Consider the following 20,786-nt stretch of genomic DNA (forward strand, 5'->3'; position numbering starts at 1 on the left):
GAGTAACGACGATGTAGGGACGGGAGGAACCCGAGGCGTTATCGTTAAGTGGTTACTCTAGAAGAAAGTAGTTTAAGGGTGACTGAGTCGCGTGATGAGCGGCGAAAGATTCATCCCTTGTGCAACAAATCCTTGCATTTCAGACGGTAATTTCGCCAAGGCTGCGAGAGCTTGTTGCTTTTGTGTGAATTCCCCGAACACGCATGCGCCTGTTCCTGTCATTCTCGACGGCGCATATTCTAGCAGCCAGCCTAATGCCTTGGCAACTTGAGGGTATTTAGAAACGACTAGTTTTTGACAATCATTTGCCCAAGGTTGGTTCATTAGGGTATCTATGGCCAGTTTCGGGGTATCACGTGGTAAAAGTGGATCTTGGAATACTTCAGCGGTGGAAACATGGGCATCGGGTGCGATGATTAAGTACCAAGGCTCACTCGGATTTACCGCTTGCAAGCGTTCACCTACACCTTCGGCAAAAGCGGCGAAACCATGAATAAAAACAGGAATATCGGCACCCAATTTAAGGCCGATTTTAGCCAGTTCTTCGGTCGATAATTGGGTGTTCCATAACGTGTTCAGTGCCACTAAGGTGGTGGCAGCATCTGACGAGCCGCCACCTAAACCTCCGCCCATGGGTAGACGTTTATCCAACCAGATTTCGGCGCCGCCAGTAAAGCCTGTGATTTGTTGTAATGATTTTGCGGCTCGCAGAATTAAGTTATCGCTATCGGCGACAACATTAGAGATATTGGAGTGCAAAATCAGTTCTGCGGTTTCAGTGACCTTAAAATCGAGCATGTCACAGTAATCAATAAACTGAAACAAGGTTTGCAGTTCATGATAACCATCTGCGCGGCGACCATTCACGTGTAAGAATAAGTTAAGCTTGGCTGGTGCTGGCCAATGGCGTGAAATTGCTGCGGGCATGCTAAGGTTTCTCTTCGAGTATGATTGCAGGCTTGCCGAGGGCTTGCCATTGATTCAATTGTAGTTTGAGTTGTAAGTCACCACGCTCAAGCTTTAATTGATGGGGCACGTTGGCGCCGCTCTGGGATTGCCAACTTAAAAATGTGACCTGCCAAGGCGGTGGGGTTTGAGTGTTCGTGAGCTGTTTAGGTTTGCCTTGGCTATCGCTTTCAAGTACTTGATCATTCAGGCCAACTTGACCAGTGATCCACAAAGGTAAATCGGCCAAGGGGATGGACCAACCGCTGACGCGCTCGAGTAAACGCTGGGCATTATCGTCGCGAAAATCTTTGCCATCGATATGTAAATGGGCAGAGTTCGAGGTTGAATTAAGCGTCAACACAGTTGTACCTAGCATAGTCGTGAGTGTGAGTTCATCGCGATCTTCACTGTGGCGCCAGTAGATATTGGCACTGAGTTTATCGTCGGGAGTTTTTATCGCTAGTTTTCCCTGTAATTCCCAAGCTTTGGCTTGGCGCGCATCATTGACTGTGATTGGGCTTAAGTCAGTCATCGGCGGCAAGGTTTCACACCCCACCAGTAAGAGTAGGGCGCTTAAGGTAAAACAAGAGAAAATGGTTTTTGTGAGGCGCTTCAAATTATTCATCTATGACTGATATACCAAAGTCCTTATGATACGAGGGCTTGGAAAGAATACCAATGCCAAACGTAAAATTTCCATCGGCGGTCACTTAGATTTGCTCCCTTGGGACAAATTTTGCCTTACCTATTATTGATAGAAAATTTAGGTAAGAAGTTAGACCTTTATTCGGTTTTGTTAAGCGTATTCTGTTTTTAGTTGGGCCAATTCAGTAGAATGCCCTTATTAAGAGAGTCGCCAAGAATCTAGAAAGAGTCAGATGAGCCTTGTAGCAATCGGTATTAACCATAAAACAGCCACGGTAGACCTGCGTGAGAAAGTCGCCTTCTCTCCGGACAAAATTCATGACGCTATGAAGAGTCTGGCCAGTCGTACACGCTCGGGTGAAGCCGTTATTGTCTCGACCTGTAATCGCACTGAGTTGTATTGCAACAACGGCGATGAGGCCGACATTATTGCGTGGCTTGAAGAGTATCACGGCCTAGATCATGAGGATGTAGCACCTTGTCTCTATAACTATCATGGTCAAGATGCCGTCAGGCATTTGATGCGCGTAGCCTCTGGGCTCGATTCTTTGATCCTTGGTGAGCCGCAGATTCTCGGTCAAGTAAAGCAAGCGTTCGTTAAGGCCAAAGAGGCTGGTACGGTTGCGCTAACCATAGATAGACTCTTTCAGAATACTTTTTCAGTCGCTAAGAAAGTCCGCACTGACACTGAAATTGGCGCCGCCGCAGTTTCTGTGGCATTTGCCGCGGTAAGCATGGCGAAACATATTTTCTCATCGATATCGACCACTAAAGTGCTGTTAATTGGTGCGGGTGAAACCATAGAACTGGTTGCGAAGCATCTTAAAGATAACGGCGTGGCTTCAATGGTCGTAGCAAATCGGACGTTAGAACGTGCCCAAGGCATGTGCGAGGAGTTTGGCGCAACAGCAATTACACTGGCGCAGATACCAGATTATCTCCCAAAAGCCGATATCGTGATATCCTCTACCGCCAGCCCTCTGCCTATCCTAGGTAAAGGCATGGTCGAAAAAGCGCTAAAGCAGCGTCGCCATCAACCTATGTTATTGGTTGATATAGCAGTTCCCCGGGATATTGAGCCGGAAGTCGCCGATTTGGATGACGCGTTTCTGTATACAGTGGACGACCTGCATAGCATTATTGAACAGAATATGGCTTCTCGAAAAGAAGCCGCCGAGCAAGCTGAAGTAATTACTGAAGAACAATCTTTCCTATTTATGGATTGGATCCGTTCTTTAGAGTCGGTCGACAGTATTCGCGAGTATCGCAGCCAGAGCATGGCGGTAAAAGATGAGTTAGTGGAACGCGCCTTGAATAAATTAGCCCAGGGCTCAGACACTGAGCAGGTATTGATTGAACTAGCCAATCGCCTGACCAACAAACTTATCCACGCACCGACACAGGCCCTCACGGCAGCGAGTCGTCAGGGCGATTTGAATACTCTCGGTCAGTTAAGATCAGCGCTTGGATTAGATAAAAACTAAGGTTAGCGAGTTAAATGAAGGAATCCGTTATCCGCAAGCTGGAAGGCTTGCTCGAGCGCAATGAAGAAGTCATGGCTTTGCTGGGTGATGCTAGCGTCATTTCCGATCAAGACAGGTTTCGTGCGTTATCGAAAGAATATGCCCAGTTAGAAGACGTTGTTGCTGGCTTTAAAGCCTATCAGCAAGCGCAGGCCGATCTCGATTCTGCCAAAGAAATGCTGGAAGAAGACGATGCTGAAATGCGTGAAATGGCGCAGGAAGAGATGAAAGCCGCTAAGGCCAAACTCGAGCAGCTCGAAGACGAATTGCAAATTCTATTATTGCCAAAAGATCCTGACGACGATAAAAACGCCTTCGTTGAGATCCGCGCTGGTGCAGGCGGCGATGAAGCGGCTATTTTTGCCGGTGACTTATTCCGCATGTACAGCCGTTATGCTGAAGCGAATCGCTGGCAGATCGAAATCATGAGCTGCAACGAAGGAGAACATGGTGGCTTTAAAGAAGTGATCATGAAGGTCAGCGGTGAAGGCGTATACGGCAAACTTAAGTTTGAATCCGGCGGCCACCGTGTACAGCGTGTGCCAGAAACCGAATCCCAAGGACGTGTGCATACTTCAGCGGTTACTGTAGTGGTACTTCACGAAGTGCCTGAAGCGGAAGCGATTTCAATCAACCCAGCCGATCTGAAAGTCGATACTTATCGTTCATCAGGTGCGGGTGGTCAGCACGTTAACAAAACTGACTCAGCTATTCGAATCACCCATATTCCTACTGGGATCGTGGTGGAATGCCAAGATCAACGTTCGCAGCATAAGAACCGTGCCCAAGCCATGAGTGTACTGGCCGCACGTATTCAAGCTGTTGAAGACGAAAAACGCCGTAGCGCCGAAGAATCGACCCGTCGTAGTCTGGTTGCCAGTGGCGATCGCTCCGAACGTGTGCGTACTTACAACTTCCCGCAAGGCCGCGTGAGCGAACACCGCATCAACTTGACCTTATATCGCTTGAACGAAGTGATGGAAGGCGATCTCGATGCTATTTTATTGCCTCTGATGCAAGAGCATCAAGCCGATCAGTTAGCCGCACTGGCTGACGAGCAGGGGTAATTTTGTCAGATCAATCTAGCATAGCCGAAGCCCTGCAATGGGCTTATGTGCAGTTAGCATCAACCTCTGAATCCGCTCATCTGGATGCAGAGGTTTTGTTGTTATATTGCCTCAATAAAAGTCGCAGCTATTTATACACTTGGCCTGAAAAATCCTTGACGGTTGAGCAGTGGAAACGCTTCCAGCAAATGGTGCAGAAACGCCAAAAAGGCGTACCTGTGGCACATATTGTCGGTGAGCGCGAATTTTGGTCGTTGCCTTTTATCGTCAACGACACCACTTTGATCCCGCGTCCTGATACGGAAATTTTGGTTGAAACTGCATTGAACATGCCGCTTTCCACCTACGCCAAAGTGCTCGATTTAGGCACTGGTACTGGGGCAATTGCGCTGGCGTTGGCGTCTGAGCGTGAGTCATGGCAAATCACCGCGGTCGATAAAGTCGATGATGCCGTGGCTTTGGCTATCGCGAATCGTGAGAACTTAAAGCTGCCACAGGTCGAAATTCTCCAGAGTGACTGGTTCAGTGCCGTAAAGTCGCGGGACTTTGATTTAATCGTCTCAAATCCGCCCTATATTGATGAAGCTGACGAACACTTGCACCAAGGTGACGTGCGTTTCGAGCCCCAAAGCGCGTTAACCGCCGCCGAGGAAGGCTTTGCCGATCTTTATTATATTGCCAACACAGCTCGAGATTACTTAAAGCCTAACGGTTATATCCTGCTCGAACATGGTTTTGAGCAGGCTGTGAAACTGAGGGCTAAGCTTATCGAACTAGGCTACGAGAATGTCGCCACAGTGCGAGACTTTGGCAGTAATGACAGATGCACTATGGGTAAATGGGCGGAATAAGTTACTAAAAATAAATTCGATGACCCATAGAATAATGATGAGACTTTAGACTTATTAACTTGTCATCTCAAATATAACGCTATTGCCAATCTGCAATGGCGTTTTTTATGTGTGGGTATTTTCTTAAAATAGTGTCTTCAGTGAATATAAGATGAATATTCTTAGGAGATATAGTTTAATCAGCTGTGGAATGGGATATTTTTCTTCAGCATTTGCTATAAGTTTTATATAGCGTTAATAGAAATAACGTAATTAATTATGATAAAAATGGATTTTTTCTAGAATTCTAAATTAAATTTTTATTGGGAACATAATGCCAGTATTTACTGGCATTAAGGTTTTAAATTTATAGCTTTAGAAACTGTAGCCTATTCCTACAGTGAAGCTCGTCATTTCAAATACTCCAGAATCCTGGTAGGCTAATGTTGTCATAATTTCGAAGCCATTATAAAAACGACAACGCCAACCTAATGCGGCATATAAGCCATATCCATCGTCTGAATACTCCTCTATAGTTATAACATCATCACTACTATTTCCGTAGTCATTCAATTGATAATTAGCTTTAGATTGAGATAATCCGGCCTTAAATATCGCATTATGTCTTGCTGATATTTGGTATGTATATGTGCCAGCAAGCCGAGAGGAATAAGAGTTCTCCAACACGTAATCGTCAAAAACACCATGTATTGCTGCGGTAAAAGGCTCACTTTGAAATGGTGTGTAACCTACTTCTACTCCCCAATCTGGGGTGAATTGATAGCGATAGGCAAAGTCATAATGGGTAATCCCCCCATAGTCTTCTGTTGAGCCTAAACCCAAGCCTGCAGAGAAACCATGGGTTTCGTCTGCGCTAGATGCTGTAGTGGAAATGAGTAAAGCTAAAAGTATAAATAAGCGTTTCATTGTACTTCCTGTAATCACATTAATCCATGAACGCTAAAAGTAACAGATTTGGTTGCTAATTGTAAATGTTTTGATTTTTATTTATTTCGTATGGTCTCCCGATAAGTGGGCAGATGTCTGTAAGTTTATATTGAAACAAATGTAATAATTTATTATTTCTTATTAGACTTCAGTAATTCGCTATGTATTTTACTTGGTAAACAGTGATTATTGTTAAATCCTCATTGTTTCTAAATGAACTAAATTAGATTTTTATAGTATTTTTTGTGTTGGTTGTATTCGTATACAGTGTGCGGAAATACATTTTTAATGAATGGAAGTTATTTCATTCAGATTTAAGGTTTGATTTTTATGTTAACGCTATTTTTGATTGCCACGAGTTCAAATCCGAAGTGCGAGATTTGGCAACTAAACCACTATTTTATTATCCAGTTATAACACTAGGTTACTCGCTCATTCCTGCATACCGTTCTATTTTTTCGAATGTTTAGGTCGTGATTTCGCGTTATTCTTTTGTAAACTTCCTTGTTATTCTGCTTCCATCAGCAAAGCGTTTGCGTCTTGTGTTAGCCGTATGATCTTGGCGTTTCACGTATCGCTTTGCTCAACCGATAGGAGAGCAGCAATGAAAGTATTAAGTCAGTTTTCCGCCAAAGCCGCGATGGATGGCGATGGGGTCAATATTCGCCGTGTCGCCGATTTTGTGACGACTAAATTTGATCCTTTCTTGATGATCGACGAAATAAAATCCGATGATGAACAAGACTTTATCGGTGGCTTCCCCGCACATCCCCATCGCGGGATGGAGACGTTCACTTATATTCGTAAGGGCGGTTTTGAGCATCGCGACCAAATGGGTAATGTGAAGGCGATTCGTGCCGGCGATGTGCAGTGGATGAGTACCGGGTTCGGGGTAGTGCACTCTGAAATGCCGCTGGCCGATGCTGTCGATGGTCTGCATGGATTCCAAATTTGGGTCAATATGCCCGCCAAAGACAAGCTGCGTCCAGCGAAGTATCAAGATACTGCGGGTAGCGCGAGCGTTGAAGTGGCCAATGACACGGGTGCTAGCTTAAAAGCCTTAGCGGGTGATTGGGGCTTTAAAGATCAACCGCTTATTAGTGCAGCTATTCAAGGGTTAGCGGGCGAAGCAGCCATTGCTGATTTAAGTCTATCGCCAAATGCTGAGGCCACGCTTGATTTGTCTCAACATGAGTTTGTCGCCTTGTACTTGTACCAAGGTGACTTAAGTAAAGGTGAAGACTCACAGTGGTCATCTGCTTCAAATCAACATCATCAGGGCGAGTTTTTAGTGCTCGATAGCCAAAGTGTGCTTAAGCTTAAAGCTGATGAGCGCGGCGCTGGGATGTTACTATTTGCGGGTAAACCTATCCGTGAAAAAATCGTCCAGATGGGTCCCTTTGTGATGAACACCCAAGCGGAAATTCAGCAGGCGATTCGCGATTACCAAGAAGGGCGTTTCGGCCAGATCGCGTAATTTGTTAAATCTGTCGCACTGAGCTAATTCTAAATCCAAGCCAATTTAAGTTTAAGCCCTGTATTCCTACAGGGCTTTTTTGTTGCTGTTCACGCAAGCTATGTCTATTGCTTAAGGACTTGAGGCAAAAGCCGCGCTTTGTTGCTACAATAGCCGTGCTTTTGGGTTGAGCGAGCCTAGCGCTTAAATCTAAACTCAAGCTAGCCCAAAGCTAACCTGAATCTTGATAGACCAGTTAAATCGATAAGTAACGCAATTTCAGTAACCTAGCAGCCGCTTCGTTACCCACCACAGGATATTCACCTTGAGCAACTCTGATACTAAGCCTAATCCATCAATGGCTTTTTCGACTCTTAAGCTAAAACCCGAACTGCTTGAGAACCTTTCTTCTATGGGCTACAACGAGATGACGCCAATTCAGGCGCAAAGTTTGCCACCCATTTTAGCGGGGCAGGATGTGATAGGTCAGGGTAAAACTGGCTCGGGTAAAACGGCCGCCTTTGGCTTAGGGTTACTGAACAAGTTAGACGTTAAACGCTTTCGCATTCAAACCTTAGTGTTATGCCCAACCCGCGAGTTGGCCGACCAAGTGGCGCAGGAAATCCGCACCCTTGCCCGTGGTATTCATAACGTTAAAGTACTGACACTTTGCGGCGGTGTGCCTATGGGGCCACAGGTTGGCTCGCTGGAGCACGGTGCACACATTATTGTGGGTACGCCGGGTCGTATCGTCGATCACTTAGATCGCAATCGCTTAGATTTAAGCAATCTCAACATGTTAGTGCTCGATGAAGCCGATCGCATGTTAGAAATGGGCTTCCAACCCGCTCTAGATGCGATTATCGAACAAGCCCCGCGTGAGCGTCAGACGCTGCTATTCAGCGCGACGTTCCCTGAGCAAATTCAATCAATTGCCAAGCAAATCATGTATGACCCAAGCATGGTTAAAGTTGAAGGTAATCACGACAGCTTAAGCATAGCCCAGCATTTTTATCACTTAGACGATGACAAGGCGCGTATGCAAGCGCTGCAATTATTGTTGTTAGAACATAAGCCTGAAAGCGCAGTGGTGTTTTGTAACACTAAACGCGAAACCCAAAAAGTGGCCGATGAGCTTGAAGGTTTAGGCTTTAGCGTATTGGCTTTGCACGGCGATTTAGAGCAAAGAGACAGGGACGAAACCCTGCTGCAATTTGCTAATAAGAGTGCCTGTGTATTAGTGGCGACCGACGTTGCTGCCCGTGGTTTAGATATCGATGCGCTGGATGCCGTGTTCAACTATCACGTCGCCTATGACACCGAAGTGCATATTCACCGTATCGGTCGTACTGGCCGCGCGGGCAGTAAAGGCGCCGCTTATACCTTCTATAACGACCAAGACGGTTACAAAATTGCCTTGTTAGAAGAGTATTTAGAGCGCGAAATTACCAGCGAATCACTACCATCAGAAAGTCTGCTCGGCAACACGCCTTCAGCGCCAACCATGATCACTCTGCAGATCGATGGTGGTAAGAAGGAAAAACTGCGTCCAGGGGATATCTTAGGCGCGCTGACAGGCGAAAACGGTATCGAAGGCTCGCAAGTGGGTAAAATCCAAGTGACCGATTACCGCGCCTATGTGGCCGTAAATCGTAAGGTTGCCAAGAAAGCACTGAACAAAATTACTGGCGGCCGGATCAAAGGAAAATCTTACCGCGCTTGGCCAATGAAGTAAGTTTGGCATAGCTTGATTTGAATCGTACCTCGATTTAATTCGCTCTATTTTTAAAGGGAATAAACTCAGGTTTATTCCCTTTTTTGTTCGGTTTTATAGCGGTAGTCATTACACCTTTGTGTCTACTTCACCGCGAATCTTATTGGGCGATTAAGTAACACTTTGTATTTGTCTGCTTAATTGATATGCCCCTCAGCTTGCCTGTGTTAGAAGTGATTCTGAGTAAAAAATAAATGAGCGGATTAACGGCTTTGTCAGGTGATAAGGCTGCATCGGTTTGGAGTATTTATGTTTCGATGGACTATTTTACTAAGCATCTTTTTAAGCGCAGCGAGCGCTGCATCAATTCAGCCAGAGCCGCAACCGGAGTCTAAGTCAGAGTCGCAACCGTTACAGCACTTCATCTACATTAATCATCGTGAGGCCAACGGAGAAAACATTCGTGCCGACAAGGCGCTACGCGATCCCCGTTTTGGCGGTGCGCAGATTGTTTATACTTGGCGCAGTTTAGAGCCTAAGCAGGGCGAATATGATTTCAGCGCGATTAGGGCCGATATTGCGTATCTCGATTCGATAGGCAAAAAATTGTGGATCCAGCTGCAAGAGAAATCCTTTACGCCCAGAGTCAATGTGCCGCGTTATTTGCTCGATGATCCTATTTATCAAGGCGGTGTGTTGAAGCAAAGCATGTTGAGTGCACCAGAGCGTGATCCCAATAAACCGGTGACGGATGATGAGTATGGCTGGTCAGCCAAAATGTGGGAGCCCTCAGTGCGTGCGCGTTATCAGCAATTGGTGCGCCAGCTAGGCCAAGAGTTTGATGGGAAAATTGCGGGCATTAACTTTAGTGAAAGCTCAATTGATGTGGGGACTGAAAACGCCGATGGAACGACTACCTTCCCCAGTGATTTTAATCCTAAAGCCTATATCGATGCGATTGGCGAGAATATGCAGGTATTAGCTGAGTCATTTCAGCATTCAACCGCTATGGTGTATTTGAACTTTTTGCCAGACGAATGGCTGCCATGGAATGACAAAGGCTATATGCGAGGCTTATTTGCGCAAGCCAAATCGCTCAACATGGGTGTGGGTGGCCCAGATCTGATGCCTTACCGTAAAAGTCATATGGCACAAAGTTATGCCTTTATTAAAGATTACCCAGCGACACTGGTGAAAGGTATGGCGGTGCAAGACGGTAATTTGCGGCAGATTAATCCTAAAACGGGTAAAAAGAATACTGTGCCTGAGCTGCTGGATTTTGCGCAAAATTACCTAGGCTTAGACTACATTTTTTGGGTTGAAGATGAACCTTATTTTACGGATGAAGTCCTGCAGCAGTTGCCAGATACAAAGGCGAATTAACTTAGGTTGCCGTTTTAGGCTGTTTTTAAGGCAGTGATTGTTCAAGCCGATTATTGTTCAAAGCGTAGATAACGAGCTAAGCATCGATCAAGACAAACTAAGACAAACAAAAACGCCCAATTCCATGCGGAGTTGGGCGTTTCTGTTTAGGACTTAATACGGCTAAATCGCTAAGCAAGTTCGCTTAGCTTTTGCATTAATCCTGTGAGTGTCTTGGACGACTCGCACCATTATTTGGGCGACGGGTGTTTTTCTTTGGACCATTGGCGTAAGGATTCTCACCCGCTTGGCCACGATTTTCGCCAGCGCCTGAACGGCTTTCAGTTGGACGACTAGCGCCTGCGCTATTGGCTCGGCCATCGTTTGAACGTGGTGGACGAGGTTTGGCATCACTGCGGGGGGCGCTACTGGCTTCACCGCTGTGTCTTGGATTCTTGTCGTTTGGCTTGTGACCGCGCGCGACGTCACCGCTGCGTTGACCATCTTTATGCTCGGCGCTTCTTGGAGCACCATCGCGTGAGCTCGGTTGGTTTGAGCTGCGGGTATTTCTACGGCTTGGTACTGATTTACCGCTACTTTTTCCGCCGCCACCTAAACGTGATTCTGGCAATTCATGGTTAAAGCCTTCAACCATTTCACGGTCTAATACGCGATTGATTAAACGCTCGATATCGTTTAGCAGTTTGATTTCTTCGTTACTTACCAGTGACACGGCTTGACCCGATGCGCCAGCGCGGCCAGTACGGCCGATACGATGCACATAATCTTCTGGCACGTTCGGTAAGTCGAAGTTAACCACTTGTGGTAATTGGTCTATGTCTAAACCGCGGGCAGCAATATCGGTTGCAACCAGTACGCGAGCTTGACCATTTTTAAAGTCGGCCAAGGCTTTAGTACGGGCGGTTTGGCTCTTGTTACCGTGGATAGCGGCGGCTTTGATACCTGCCTCTTCAAGGCTTTTCGCCAGACGGTTAGCGCCATGTTTAGTGCGCGAGAATACCAACACTTGTTGCCAATCGTTTTGCTTGATGAGTTGGATCAAGAGTGCCGATTTTTGGCTCTTATCAACTGGGCAAACCCATTGTTTTACTGTGGTCGCTGCCGCGTTACGTGGCGTGACCGAAATTTCGACCGGATTGTTGACTAAGCCTTTTGCCAGCTCACGAATTTCATCGGAGAAGGTGGCCGAAAACATCAGGTTTTGACGTTGCTTAGGTAAAATGGCCAAAATCTTACGGATGTCGCGGATAAAGCCCATGTCGAGCATGCGGTCGGCTTCATCTAACACTAAGATCTCAAGCTGGCTGAATTTCACCGCTTTTTGATTATATAGATCCATCAATCGACCAGGCGTCGCGACTAATACGTCGACACCGTGGCGCAATTTCGCGATTTGTGGATTGATAGGCACGCCACCAAATATCACCGCTGAGCGCAGTGGTAAATTCTTACCATAGGTTTCAACACTTTCTGCAACCTGAGCTGCCAATTCGCGTGTCGGAGTTAACACTAATGCGCGCACTTGGCCTGCTTGGGCACGGTTACCTTTACTTAGGAGTTCGAGCATAGGTAGGGTGAAACCTGCTGTTTTACCTGTTCCTGTTTGGGCGGCCGCCATCACATCTTTGCCTTGAAGCACAGCGGGAATTGCTTGAGCTTGGATTGGCGAAGGTGTGTCGTAGCCTTGTTCGGCAACGGCTTTAAGTATCGGGGCCGATAAGCCCAGGGAGGTAAAACTCATAGATTGGTCTCTTGTGGCAACACTGTGCTGCATTTATGGTCAATAGCCAGGTCTGCTGGCGGGCGTGCAGCTTACAGGATCAGGGCTTTAAGTGCCATCTAATAAAGGTTTTTGGGTTGGGTTTCATTCATATTGGCACATAAATCGCTTGTCGGCGGCTTTCACTCGGCCTCGCTTATCTTTTAGGCGCAAGTTTAGATGGCAGAGTTTGAGGTTATGGAAGTTAATTGATTTCAAGGAACAAGATGACTATTAGGCTTATTTCATCATATCAATTGAAGTCATAGGTATTTTTTTATCTAGAGTTAGAATGAGTTAGCGGTAGATCACGCTACAATAATGAGAGTGGTATAAACTAAAGTCGATTGGAGTAGAATTAATCAATGACGCAATTGGTTTAGCTATTTGTTCAGTTCGTGATTGATGTTATTTGCTGAATTTTTAACAATGAACCGAGCGAAAGAATTATTGAGTGTTTTCACAGTCACGTTTAACTGAGTCATTCATGTTTAACCGAGTCATTCATGTTTAACTTAGTTATTTAGATGGAGTGGCTTAAGAGCAGTTCTCTGCATGCTTGCGATTTATCTCACGTTTATTTTAGGATGAGGCATTGTAGGAACGGTTAAACGCCTCTCATTTATAGGTGGATTATGACAGCGATACAGCATATTGAACGCCTTGCACGAGGACGCAGTGAACAAGCCGTCGCTGTGATTAAAAATGTGCAGCAGATGTCAAATATCCCCATGCATGAGATGCAACTCGCGCTTAAACAATTGCTCAACTGTGGCCGAATTGCGCTGCATTTTCACCCCGATAGAATCGATAGCCGTGGTATGACGGTTGCCGAAGGTTTACTGCGCGATGGTCAATACCGTAGCCAGTTTGAGACGCATATTTCCAATGGTCAGTTGTCACCTGAGTTAGGTGGCCCGCGGGATCATTGGGAAAATCAGCTTTTTGGGGATGTATACAAGGGCACTAAATCTCGGCCTAAATACGGTGCACTCGATCTGGGAATGTGGCAGGACGGCCCTGCGCCGCGCTTTGGTAGCTGCTATTTTCTGACTCATACGAGTGCGATGGCGCGCTCAACCTTTAGTTATCTCGACTCGTATCGTAATCCGAAAGAGAAGGGCACACTGTCATGTTTCGATGATATTTTAGCGGCGCTGCTGACTGAGAGTTTTGAGCGTCACTATGCCTTAGGCAAATCCGACTTTAAGCCGCTGAATGTGATCCATTATTTGGGGCATCAGCTCAATGCTTCCTTGCTGTCACGTTTCGAGCGGCCGCTATCGAATAATCTTGACCATTATATAGAGGCGCAGATCCATGGCGATGTTTCCCTCGATGAAGATATCGCCATGCTGGTGGCGGATCCCAGTTTTAAGGGTACTGATATTGGCGCAAGCTTAAGTAAAATTTGCGATAAATATGATATTGAGCTGCAATATCATGGTGGCTTTAGCCTGCATACGGCGCAGATCCCCAGTGATTTCCGTGGGCCAACTATGCCATCGCTGGCTAATCGGATTGCCATAGAAGACAGAGTTGATGCCCATGCCATAGGCGTGGCGGCGCGGGATTTATACCATTCCCCCCAGCATTGGCGTGAGCGCGGTAATCGTGCGCAAGTCGCCCATGAACTTAAGTTGCTCTGGCATGTACTAGTGAAATACGGTGGAGTGCAATAAGCGCGAACTCTTTAAAAATGCTTAATTGTAAACGTAAGCATTAACAACAAAATGAGTTTAGGGCGTAAATAAAACAGCGAGATAACATCAGGTTAACTCGCTGTTTTTCTATAGATATTTTATCGTTAAGGTCGCCTAGCAACCAGTGTCGACTTTTTTATAAGTGGGGACGCCCGTTGTCTCCCATTTATAGTCGATATAACAATTTGTCGCTTCGACTTGCGCTTCTGTGGGCGTGGCAAGGTTCAGTTTTTGCTTTGGTGTGGCGATAACTTCATAGGTGCCGTTGGTGGTGTAAATTCGATAGGACCACTCATTCACATTTAGCCCTGCCGCTTTAAAAATTTCTGGCGGAGTCGTGTAAGCCGTACTTGGCGTTATACCGCTGGTGCTGGCAGCCCAAGGCTGATAGTTTTCGCCACGGATTTCGTCGTAAACGACTCTATTCGTGGTGCCGCTGTGAGCAATTTCCGACTTTGATTTGAATAAAGTGACGGCGGATTTCATCGAAGCCAGTGCACCTGAGAGCTGACTCTTATAGGCATCTGATTGTAAATTAATGAATTTAGGTGCAGCTACTACGGCTAATACGCCAAGAATAATAATAACCACAACGAGTTCAATCAGGGTGAAACCAGCATTTTTATTTGGCATAGATAGAGGACATTTAATACAAAGAGCTTCATGCTACCTAAGTTTTTAAAATCAGGCTAGTACTAGGTAAAGTTCCGTTAACTCCTAGATTTATTTATCTTTAGCTCGTTTTTGTGAGTCCGCTAGCAAAAGTCTGTGATAGGGTTTCATCTGTTGTAGATGCCTGCGATACTGCGTCCCTATCGGAACTTTTTAGCTGTTGCAAGCCCCTTAAACTGAATTGTTATCGATAGTCGATCCCCGCTACGAGTCGCTTAATTGTTTTCTTGTTGGAGCACCATGGATAAGTCGTTAGAAAAATCCCTTCTTGTTTGGCTTAAAGCCCAGAAAAAAGCCTGTGGCCTGTTCCTTAAATTGTCGTTATGGCTTGGGATGATAAGCGCCGTCGCTATGGTGGCGCAGGCTTATATTATCGCGACGATTCTGGATGGCGTGATCATAGGGCAAGTTATACCGCTTACTGACAATGCCCAAACGATCAGTTCCAGCGTGAGTATTGATACCTATATTCCTAATTTTATTGCGTTAATTGCCTTGATGTTACTGCGTGCCTTGCTGGCTTATGGGCGTGAGCGCGCCAGTTTTGAGGCGGGTAAGCGTCTACGTGGCCATATTCGCGCGGCAGTGATGGACAAGTTGACTAAGCTAGGTCCAGCATTTATTAAAGGTAAACCCGCAGGGAGTTGGGCCAGCATAGTTTTAGAGCAAGTCGAAGATTTACAAGATTTTTATGCCAGATATCTCCCACAAATCAGCCTTGCAGGTTTTATTCCCGTACTCATTTTAGCGGCGGTATTCCCGATTAACTGGGCGGCAGGCTTAATCCTGTTACTCACAGCGCCATTAATCCCTATGTTTATGATCTTAGTTGGCATGGGCGCTGCCGATGCTAATCGCAAAAACTTCAGTGCGCTTGCAAGATTGAGCGGCCATTTTATGGATAGATTAAAAGGCTTAAGCACGTTGAAACTTTTTCACCGTGGTGATGCCGAGCTTAAGGTGATCGCGAGTGCTTCAGAAGAGTTTCGTAGCCGCACTATGTCTGTGCTACGCATGGCCTTTTTAAGCTCAGCAGTCTTAGAGTTTTTTGCCGCGGTATCGATTGCTGTTTTGGCGGTTTACTTTGGTTTTAGTTACTTAGGTCACTTAGATTTTGGCTACTATGGCGCCCATGCCAATATCAGCTCAAGTACAGCTCCTGACATGGGTGGTATTCCTTTCAGCCTATTTACTGGGCTATTTATTCTGATTTTAGCTCCTGAGTTTTATCAACCGCTGCGCGACATGGGGACTCATTACCATGCTAAGGCGCAGGCTATAGGCGCGGCAGAAGCCTTGATTACCTTGCTCGAACATCCGGAACCTGAGTTTTTCGGCCACGTCCGTATCAATAGCATAGAGACGCTGAGTGCCGACAATCTTGAGGTGTTCAGTGTTGATGGTACGCGTTTACTTGGCCCACTGAGTTTTGAGTTAAAAGAGGGTGAACGCTTAGCTTTAGTTGGTCCGAGCGGAGCGGGTAAAACCAGTTTACTCAACGCCTTATTGGGATTTTTACCCTACAAGGGCCATTTGTTGATTAATGGCCATGAGTTATCCGCATTAGACTTAGCCCATTGGCGACAGCACTTAGCTTGGCTTGGACAGGAACCGCAGTTATTTCACGGCACTGTGCGGGATAACGTTGCCTTAGCCGACCCTACTCTGCCCGACGATATGCTGTGGCACTTACTGGCTGAGGCCAATATCAGTGACTTCGTTAAGGCGCAACCACTGGGTTTAGATGCGCCGGTCGGTGAGCAATCTTCCGGTTTATCCGTCGGCCAAGCTCAACGTATTGCTTTAGCAAGGGCGCTTGGGCAGCAGGCGAGTTTGTTTGTCCTCGATGAACCCACAGCTAGTTTAGATAGCCAGAGTGAGCAGGCGGTGAGTTCTGCGCTGAATCGCGCCATGGCGGGTAAGATGTGCATTATGGTGACCCACAGATTAGATCAGTTAGATCAAATGGATACTATTCTTGTGCTCGATAAAGGCTTGATAGTACAGCGGGGCGACTTTACCACTTTGTCTAACACAAACGGCTTATTCCAAACTTTACTGCGTGAAAATGTTGAGTCCGTGGCTGATATTGAACTTGTACCGTTATCGGCAAGCGCCAGTGAGACGCAGCCTGATAGTGACGCTCCACTCGACATTGCCGCCGAGTCCACTAAAGGAGATGCCCAATGAAAGTGCTGATCCCCTTTATTCGATTGTTCTCGCGTCAATGGTTGATGATGTCCGTGGGCTTGCTGCTGACCATTATTACTTTGATGGCGGGCATAGGTTTACTGTCACTTTCGGGCTGGTTTCTTTCCGCTACTGCTGTTGCAGGTTTGACGATAGTCACGGCGCAGTCCTTTAACTTTTTCACTCCTGCTGGCGGGGTACGTTTCTTATCAATTGCCCGAACCGCTAGTCGTTATGGCGAGCGTTTAGCGACCCATGAGGCAACCTTTAAGTTGTTGACTGAGCTTCGTGTTTGGGCGTGGCGTAAACTCTTGCCGCTAAGTGCTAAAAATCTGCAGGGGCTACGCCGTGGCGACATGCTCAATCGCTTAGTGGCCGATATCGATACCCTCGATCATCTTTACCTGCGACTGCTCACGCCTATGGCGGCATCCCTTCTGATGACGGGGCTCTTGTATCTGTTTCTTGCTTGGTTCGATGCCAAACTTGCTCTCAGTCTTTGCTTATTCTTAGTCGCTGTTTGGCTGGAGATGCCACTGCTATTTTATCGCCTTGGACACGCGCCAAGCCGAACTATGCTCGAAACCAAGCGTCATTATCGGGTGCAGTTGCTGGATATGTTGCAAGGCCAAGCCGAACTCAGTCTATTTGGCGCGAACGACAGATTCAGGCAAAAACTGAATGATGCGCAGACAGAGCTGTTTCGCAGCCAAAGCGCGATGGCCAATATTACTGCACTCAGCCAAGCCATGTTGATCCTCTCCACGGGCTCAGCCTTGATCATGATGCTGTATTTAGCCGCTCAAGGTGTGGGTGATGCCGTGCCGCCGGGGCCCATGTTTGCACTTATGGTGTTTGCGACTATGGCCTGCGTCGAGATGATGATGCCGATCGCGGGCGCGTTTCAGCATTTGTCAGGTTGCGTATTGGCCGCAACGCGAATTAATGAAATCACCGAACAAAAGGCCGATATTCAATTTGCTGTCGATACTGGCTTGAGGGCAAAGTCTGGCGCATTACAGATTGAAGGTATCCACTTTGGTTATCGAGACGATCAAAACGTGCTGCAAGGTTTGTCCCTTGAGATAAAAGCCGGGCAAAAAGTCGCGTTACTTGGGCCAACGGGTTGCGGTAAGTCGAGCTTATTGACGCTGATTACCCGCGAATGGCAAGCGCAGCAAGGGCACATCAAACTCGATGGTCATGCACTTTCAGAGTACAGCGAGCGCGGTCTTAGGGATGCTATTACTGTGATTAGCCAACGCATCTATTTGTTTGCGGGTACATTGCGGGAAAACTTAGTATTAGCGCTACCTGTTATCGAAGGCGAGAAACGCACGGCCCACGACGCACGCTTGATTGATGTGTTACAGCGGGTTGGGCTTGGGGCTTTACTCACGGGTGATAAGCCGCTGGATATGTGGATAGGTGAAGGTGGACGTCAGCTTTCGGGCGGCGAGCAGCGCCGTATTGGTGTTGCTAGGGCGCTGCTGCGTGATGCACCGCTGTTATTGCTAGATGAGCCAACCGAAGGGCTAGATAAACGCACCGAGCGGGAAATTTTAAGTTTACTGTTTGAATTTGCTCAGGATAAAACCTTACTTATGATTAGCCATCGTTTAACTGCTATGGCGAAGATGGATCAAATTCATCTACTCGGTCAGGGGAAGATTATTGCGTCTGGTACTCACCAGAGCTTAATTGAAGACAGTGTGGAGTATCAGGCCTTGTACCAAAGACTCGCTTAAGGTTTTGGATTTAATCTTTTAGAATTAAGACGTTGGCGCTCAATATTATAAATAGCGATATATTTTACTCATTAAAAGCGGATATGAATCTATGAACCCTGCGATGCCAGAAGCATTAGCCCCACAAATTAATGCCCATTTTAATGGTAAGTTTGAGGTCGAGCTTAAATACCGCTTACTGGATCGCTACGCTTTTTTCGTTGCCTTACAAATGAGAAATCCCGAGGTCATGCTCGAAGATAACCTTGAGCATGACTGTTACTTTGATCTGCCATCACAGTCACTTAAAGGTGAGCACAAGAGCTTGTGTATCCGTGAGATGCAGCCATCGGGGATAATGCTGTGGATAGTGAAAGGGCCAGAAAAAGACCGCTGTGAAGCCGTTAATATCACTGAAGCAACAAAAGCAAAAAGTATGCTGCAGACCTTAGGCTATGAGTCTGTACTGGAAATTAAAAAGCGCCGCAGTATCTATTTTCTGGGTGAATTTCATCTAACAATCGATCATATCGAAGGTTTAGGGGATTTTGCTGAACTCGCGATTATGACCAATGATGAAACCCTATTGCCTAAATATGAAGTGCAATTACAACAACTCGCCGCTGACTTAGGCCTAAGTGAAGTGCAGCGAGAGTGGTTATCCTATCGGCAGTTGCAGCAGGCTTTAAATAATAAGTAATGGTTCAATCTTTTGGATTAACAGCTTGAGGCTTAATAGCTTAAAGTTTCATCGCTTAAATTTTATGGTTTACACCGCTAGATTTTGCCTAACCAATCCTTCGCAACAAACCGCTATGGCTAAGTTCAAATCCCTTTGAGCTTCACTGTCCATATCGCATTCACCGTTTGTTTTAACTCGCTATCGACGACTTAAACTTAAGCAGCGTACTTTAATTCGAGTATCACATTTCAATTCAAACCACCTTTACAAATTCAAATTCAAACGGCTTACATACTGATTATTCAGTTTTATTTGCCGTTAGTTACTTGATGCGTTTTAGCCTAAGCGTTGTGAAAAGGCGAGGTAGCGTTTAACTTCCGCTTCAGGGAATTTTAATTCGTCACCATCTTGAACACTTGAGAGTAAATTCTCCCGAGCGAAACGTTTGATGGTCGCTGGTGTTTTATCTAGCATTTTGCACACTTCATCTAAGGTTAATAAGTTATCGCTCATGGCACTCTCCCAGTAATTCAATAGAAACATAACCCAAAGAGTATAGAACAATAATTCCAATCAAGATGACGCCAGCGGCCTAAACCGCCAAGGCTATGATTCTATTTTGTGGTTGCGGGCGGTTTCCCGCACTTGGCTCTCTATTTGGAGATGGCCTTTTGCTGCCGTGATCGCCAGAACGGCACGGGACTTGAACTCGCGGCGATATAAGGTTGCGACCACAAATAAGCTGGCCGAGATAAAAAGTATCGGGTGTACAAACCAGCACAATACCGCCATTGAAAAGTAATAGGCGCGTAAACCATAGTTATAGGAGTGTGCCGCTTGATCTTGCACTGTCGCCATTTGTCTTGCATAGGCTTTGAGATTGTCATTTGAGCCATCGGTGTCCAGAGGACCCGCGCCTATCATCACGTTCACAAAGCCGTATTGGCGCATTGACCAAGTAAACTGGAAGAAGGCCATTACAAAAATGCCAACTAGTAGAGCTAACTTGACTTGCACCAGCGCATGATTCGGTGGCGTAGCGAAGGGAATGGTGGCAATAACACTTTCTAGTCGTTCAACTTGCGCAAATAAGGTTAGTACACCTGCGAGCACAAACAGCGTGGTCGAGGCAAAAAAGGCAATATTGCGCTCAAGGTTGGCCAGTAGCGCCGCATCACCCACGCGCACACCGCGCGTCATCACCTCAAGCATCCAGTAAATTCTATGCTTATGCAGACCACGGGCAATACAGTCGGTATCTCTCGCCTTGCTACGGGCAAAGGCGGTGTAGCCAGCCCAAGAAACGATAAACCACACCAATGCAGAAATATCTAACAACGAAAATGTCATAGCCACCTTAGTAAAATGTAATATGGGGAGAAAGAGAGAGATTAGTCATGTGCAGATTATGAGGTCTATGAAAGATTTGGTGCAACTGAGAAACGATTCCCAGTAATGATTTTTTTGCATAGTGATTGTGACTTCACATTAGGATAAAACTGTTTTATGACAACTCATGTGTCAGTCGCTTAAATATCT

Annotated in this window: 17 protein-coding genes; 10 read left to right on the forward strand and 7 right to left on the reverse strand. The window is 46.3% G+C overall.

Going from position 1 to position 20,786, the window contains the following annotated elements; genetic code table 11:
• Positions 1 to 72: 72 nt before the first annotated feature.
• Complete coding sequence (gene ispE / locus HUB64_RS07945) at positions 73 to 927, reverse strand: 4-(cytidine 5'-diphospho)-2-C-methyl-D-erythritol kinase (protein WP_173242894.1); 855 nt, start codon at positions 925 to 927, stop codon at positions 73 to 75.
• A 1-nt stretch (position 928) separates the two neighbouring features.
• Positions 929 to 1,573, reverse strand: a complete 645-nt coding sequence (gene lolB, locus HUB64_RS07950) for a lipoprotein insertase outer membrane protein LolB (RefSeq protein WP_173496756.1) — start codon at positions 1,571 to 1,573, stop codon at positions 929 to 931.
• 253 nt (positions 1,574 to 1,826) lie between these two features.
• Here lolB and hemA point away from each other — a divergent pair, with 253 nt between their 5' ends.
• From hemA to prmC, 3 genes are read left to right on the forward strand one after another with little or no spacing between them, the layout of a single operon-like run.
• The gene (gene hemA / locus HUB64_RS07955; protein WP_028761678.1) at positions 1,827 to 3,077 is read left to right on the forward strand and encodes a glutamyl-tRNA reductase; all 1,251 of its coding nucleotides are present in this window, start codon (positions 1,827 to 1,829) and stop codon (positions 3,075 to 3,077) included.
• Between the two features lie 14 nt (positions 3,078 to 3,091).
• On the forward strand, positions 3,092 to 4,183 hold the full coding sequence (prfA, locus tag HUB64_RS07960) for a peptide chain release factor 1 (protein WP_113939045.1): 1,092 nt from the start codon (positions 3,092 to 3,094) through the stop codon (positions 4,181 to 4,183).
• Positions 4,184 to 4,185: 2 nt separating this feature from the next.
• Positions 4,186 to 5,034 (forward strand): peptide chain release factor N(5)-glutamine methyltransferase, encoded by an 849-nt coding sequence (gene prmC / locus HUB64_RS07965; RefSeq protein ID WP_113939044.1) that lies wholly within the window; start codon positions 4,186 to 4,188, stop codon positions 5,032 to 5,034.
• Between the two features lie 354 nt (positions 5,035 to 5,388).
• On the opposite strand, the gene HUB64_RS07970 is transcribed toward prmC, so the two are convergent.
• Positions 5,389 to 5,940: an outer membrane beta-barrel protein gene (locus HUB64_RS07970; RefSeq protein ID WP_173242900.1), complete on the reverse strand. Its 552-nt coding sequence runs from the start codon at positions 5,938 to 5,940 to the stop codon at positions 5,389 to 5,391.
• A 625-nt stretch (positions 5,941 to 6,565) separates the two neighbouring features.
• On the opposite strand from HUB64_RS07970, the gene HUB64_RS07975 reads away from it, so the two are divergent.
• The 3 genes from HUB64_RS07975 (at position 6,566) to HUB64_RS07985 (ending at position 10,514) form a co-directional block, all read left to right on the forward strand.
• The gene (locus tag HUB64_RS07975) at positions 6,566 to 7,438 is read left to right on the forward strand and encodes a pirin family protein (protein ID WP_173242903.1); all 873 of its coding nucleotides are present in this window, start codon (positions 6,566 to 6,568) and stop codon (positions 7,436 to 7,438) included.
• Positions 7,439 to 7,775: 337 nt separating this feature from the next.
• On the forward strand, positions 7,776 to 9,152 hold the full coding sequence (gene dbpA / locus HUB64_RS07980; RefSeq protein ID WP_173497897.1) for an ATP-dependent RNA helicase DbpA: 1,377 nt from the start codon (positions 7,776 to 7,778) through the stop codon (positions 9,150 to 9,152).
• Positions 9,153 to 9,440: 288 nt separating this feature from the next.
• Entirely contained in the window at positions 9,441 to 10,514 is a 1,074-nt protein-coding gene (locus HUB64_RS07985; RefSeq protein WP_173496757.1) for a hypothetical protein, read from the forward strand.
• Positions 10,515 to 10,710: 196 nt separating this feature from the next.
• Here the strand turns inward: HUB64_RS07985 and HUB64_RS07990 are convergent, their stop codons facing one another.
• Positions 10,711 to 12,255 (reverse strand): DEAD/DEAH box helicase, encoded by a 1,545-nt coding sequence (locus tag HUB64_RS07990; RefSeq protein ID WP_131524303.1) that lies wholly within the window; start codon positions 12,253 to 12,255, stop codon positions 10,711 to 10,713.
• A 653-nt stretch (positions 12,256 to 12,908) separates the two neighbouring features.
• On the opposite strand from HUB64_RS07990, the gene HUB64_RS07995 reads away from it, so the two are divergent.
• On the forward strand, positions 12,909 to 13,955 hold the full coding sequence (locus HUB64_RS07995) for a DUF3626 domain-containing protein (protein WP_173496758.1): 1,047 nt from the start codon (positions 12,909 to 12,911) through the stop codon (positions 13,953 to 13,955).
• Positions 13,956 to 14,090: 135 nt separating this feature from the next.
• Here HUB64_RS07995 and HUB64_RS08000 read toward each other — a convergent pair whose 3' ends face one another.
• Positions 14,091 to 14,609, reverse strand: a complete 519-nt coding sequence (locus HUB64_RS08000) for a type II secretion system protein (RefSeq protein ID WP_173496759.1) — start codon at positions 14,607 to 14,609, stop codon at positions 14,091 to 14,093.
• 279 nt (positions 14,610 to 14,888) lie between these two features.
• On the opposite strand from HUB64_RS08000, the gene cydD reads away from it, so the two are divergent.
• The 3 genes from cydD (at position 14,889) to cyaB (ending at position 19,265) form a co-directional block, all read left to right on the forward strand.
• Positions 14,889 to 16,838 (forward strand): cysteine/glutathione ABC transporter permease/ATP-binding protein CydD, encoded by a 1,950-nt coding sequence (gene cydD / locus HUB64_RS08005; RefSeq protein WP_173496760.1) that lies wholly within the window; start codon positions 14,889 to 14,891, stop codon positions 16,836 to 16,838.
• Complete coding sequence (gene cydC, locus HUB64_RS08010) at positions 16,835 to 18,586, forward strand: cysteine/glutathione ABC transporter ATP-binding protein/permease CydC (RefSeq protein WP_173496761.1); 1,752 nt, start codon at positions 16,835 to 16,837, stop codon at positions 18,584 to 18,586. Before cydD ends, cydC begins: the two co-directional genes overlap by 4 nt.
• Before the next feature lie 91 nt (positions 18,587 to 18,677).
• Positions 18,678 to 19,265 carry a class IV adenylate cyclase gene (gene cyaB / locus HUB64_RS08015; protein WP_173242923.1) on the forward strand — a complete coding sequence of 196 codons (588 nt, stop codon included), beginning with the start codon at positions 18,678 to 18,680 and terminating at the stop codon, positions 19,263 to 19,265.
• Between the two features lie 318 nt (positions 19,266 to 19,583).
• Here cyaB and HUB64_RS08020 read toward each other — a convergent pair whose 3' ends face one another.
• Both HUB64_RS08020 and HUB64_RS08025 read right to left on the reverse strand, forming a co-directional pair.
• Positions 19,584 to 19,760, reverse strand: a complete 177-nt coding sequence (locus HUB64_RS08020; RefSeq protein WP_006082937.1) for a helix-turn-helix domain-containing protein — start codon at positions 19,758 to 19,760, stop codon at positions 19,584 to 19,586.
• 93 nt (positions 19,761 to 19,853) lie between these two features.
• Positions 19,854 to 20,597 carry a DUF599 domain-containing protein gene (locus tag HUB64_RS08025; RefSeq protein ID WP_131524297.1) on the reverse strand — a complete coding sequence of 248 codons (744 nt, stop codon included), beginning with the start codon at positions 20,595 to 20,597 and terminating at the stop codon, positions 19,854 to 19,856.
• Positions 20,598 to 20,786 lie beyond the last annotated feature (189 nt).

Origin of the sequence: Shewanella sp. ISTPL2 (assembly GCF_013283205.1) — a bacterium.
GTDB classification, from domain to species: domain Bacteria; phylum Pseudomonadota; class Gammaproteobacteria; order Enterobacterales; family Shewanellaceae; genus Shewanella; species Shewanella oncorhynchi.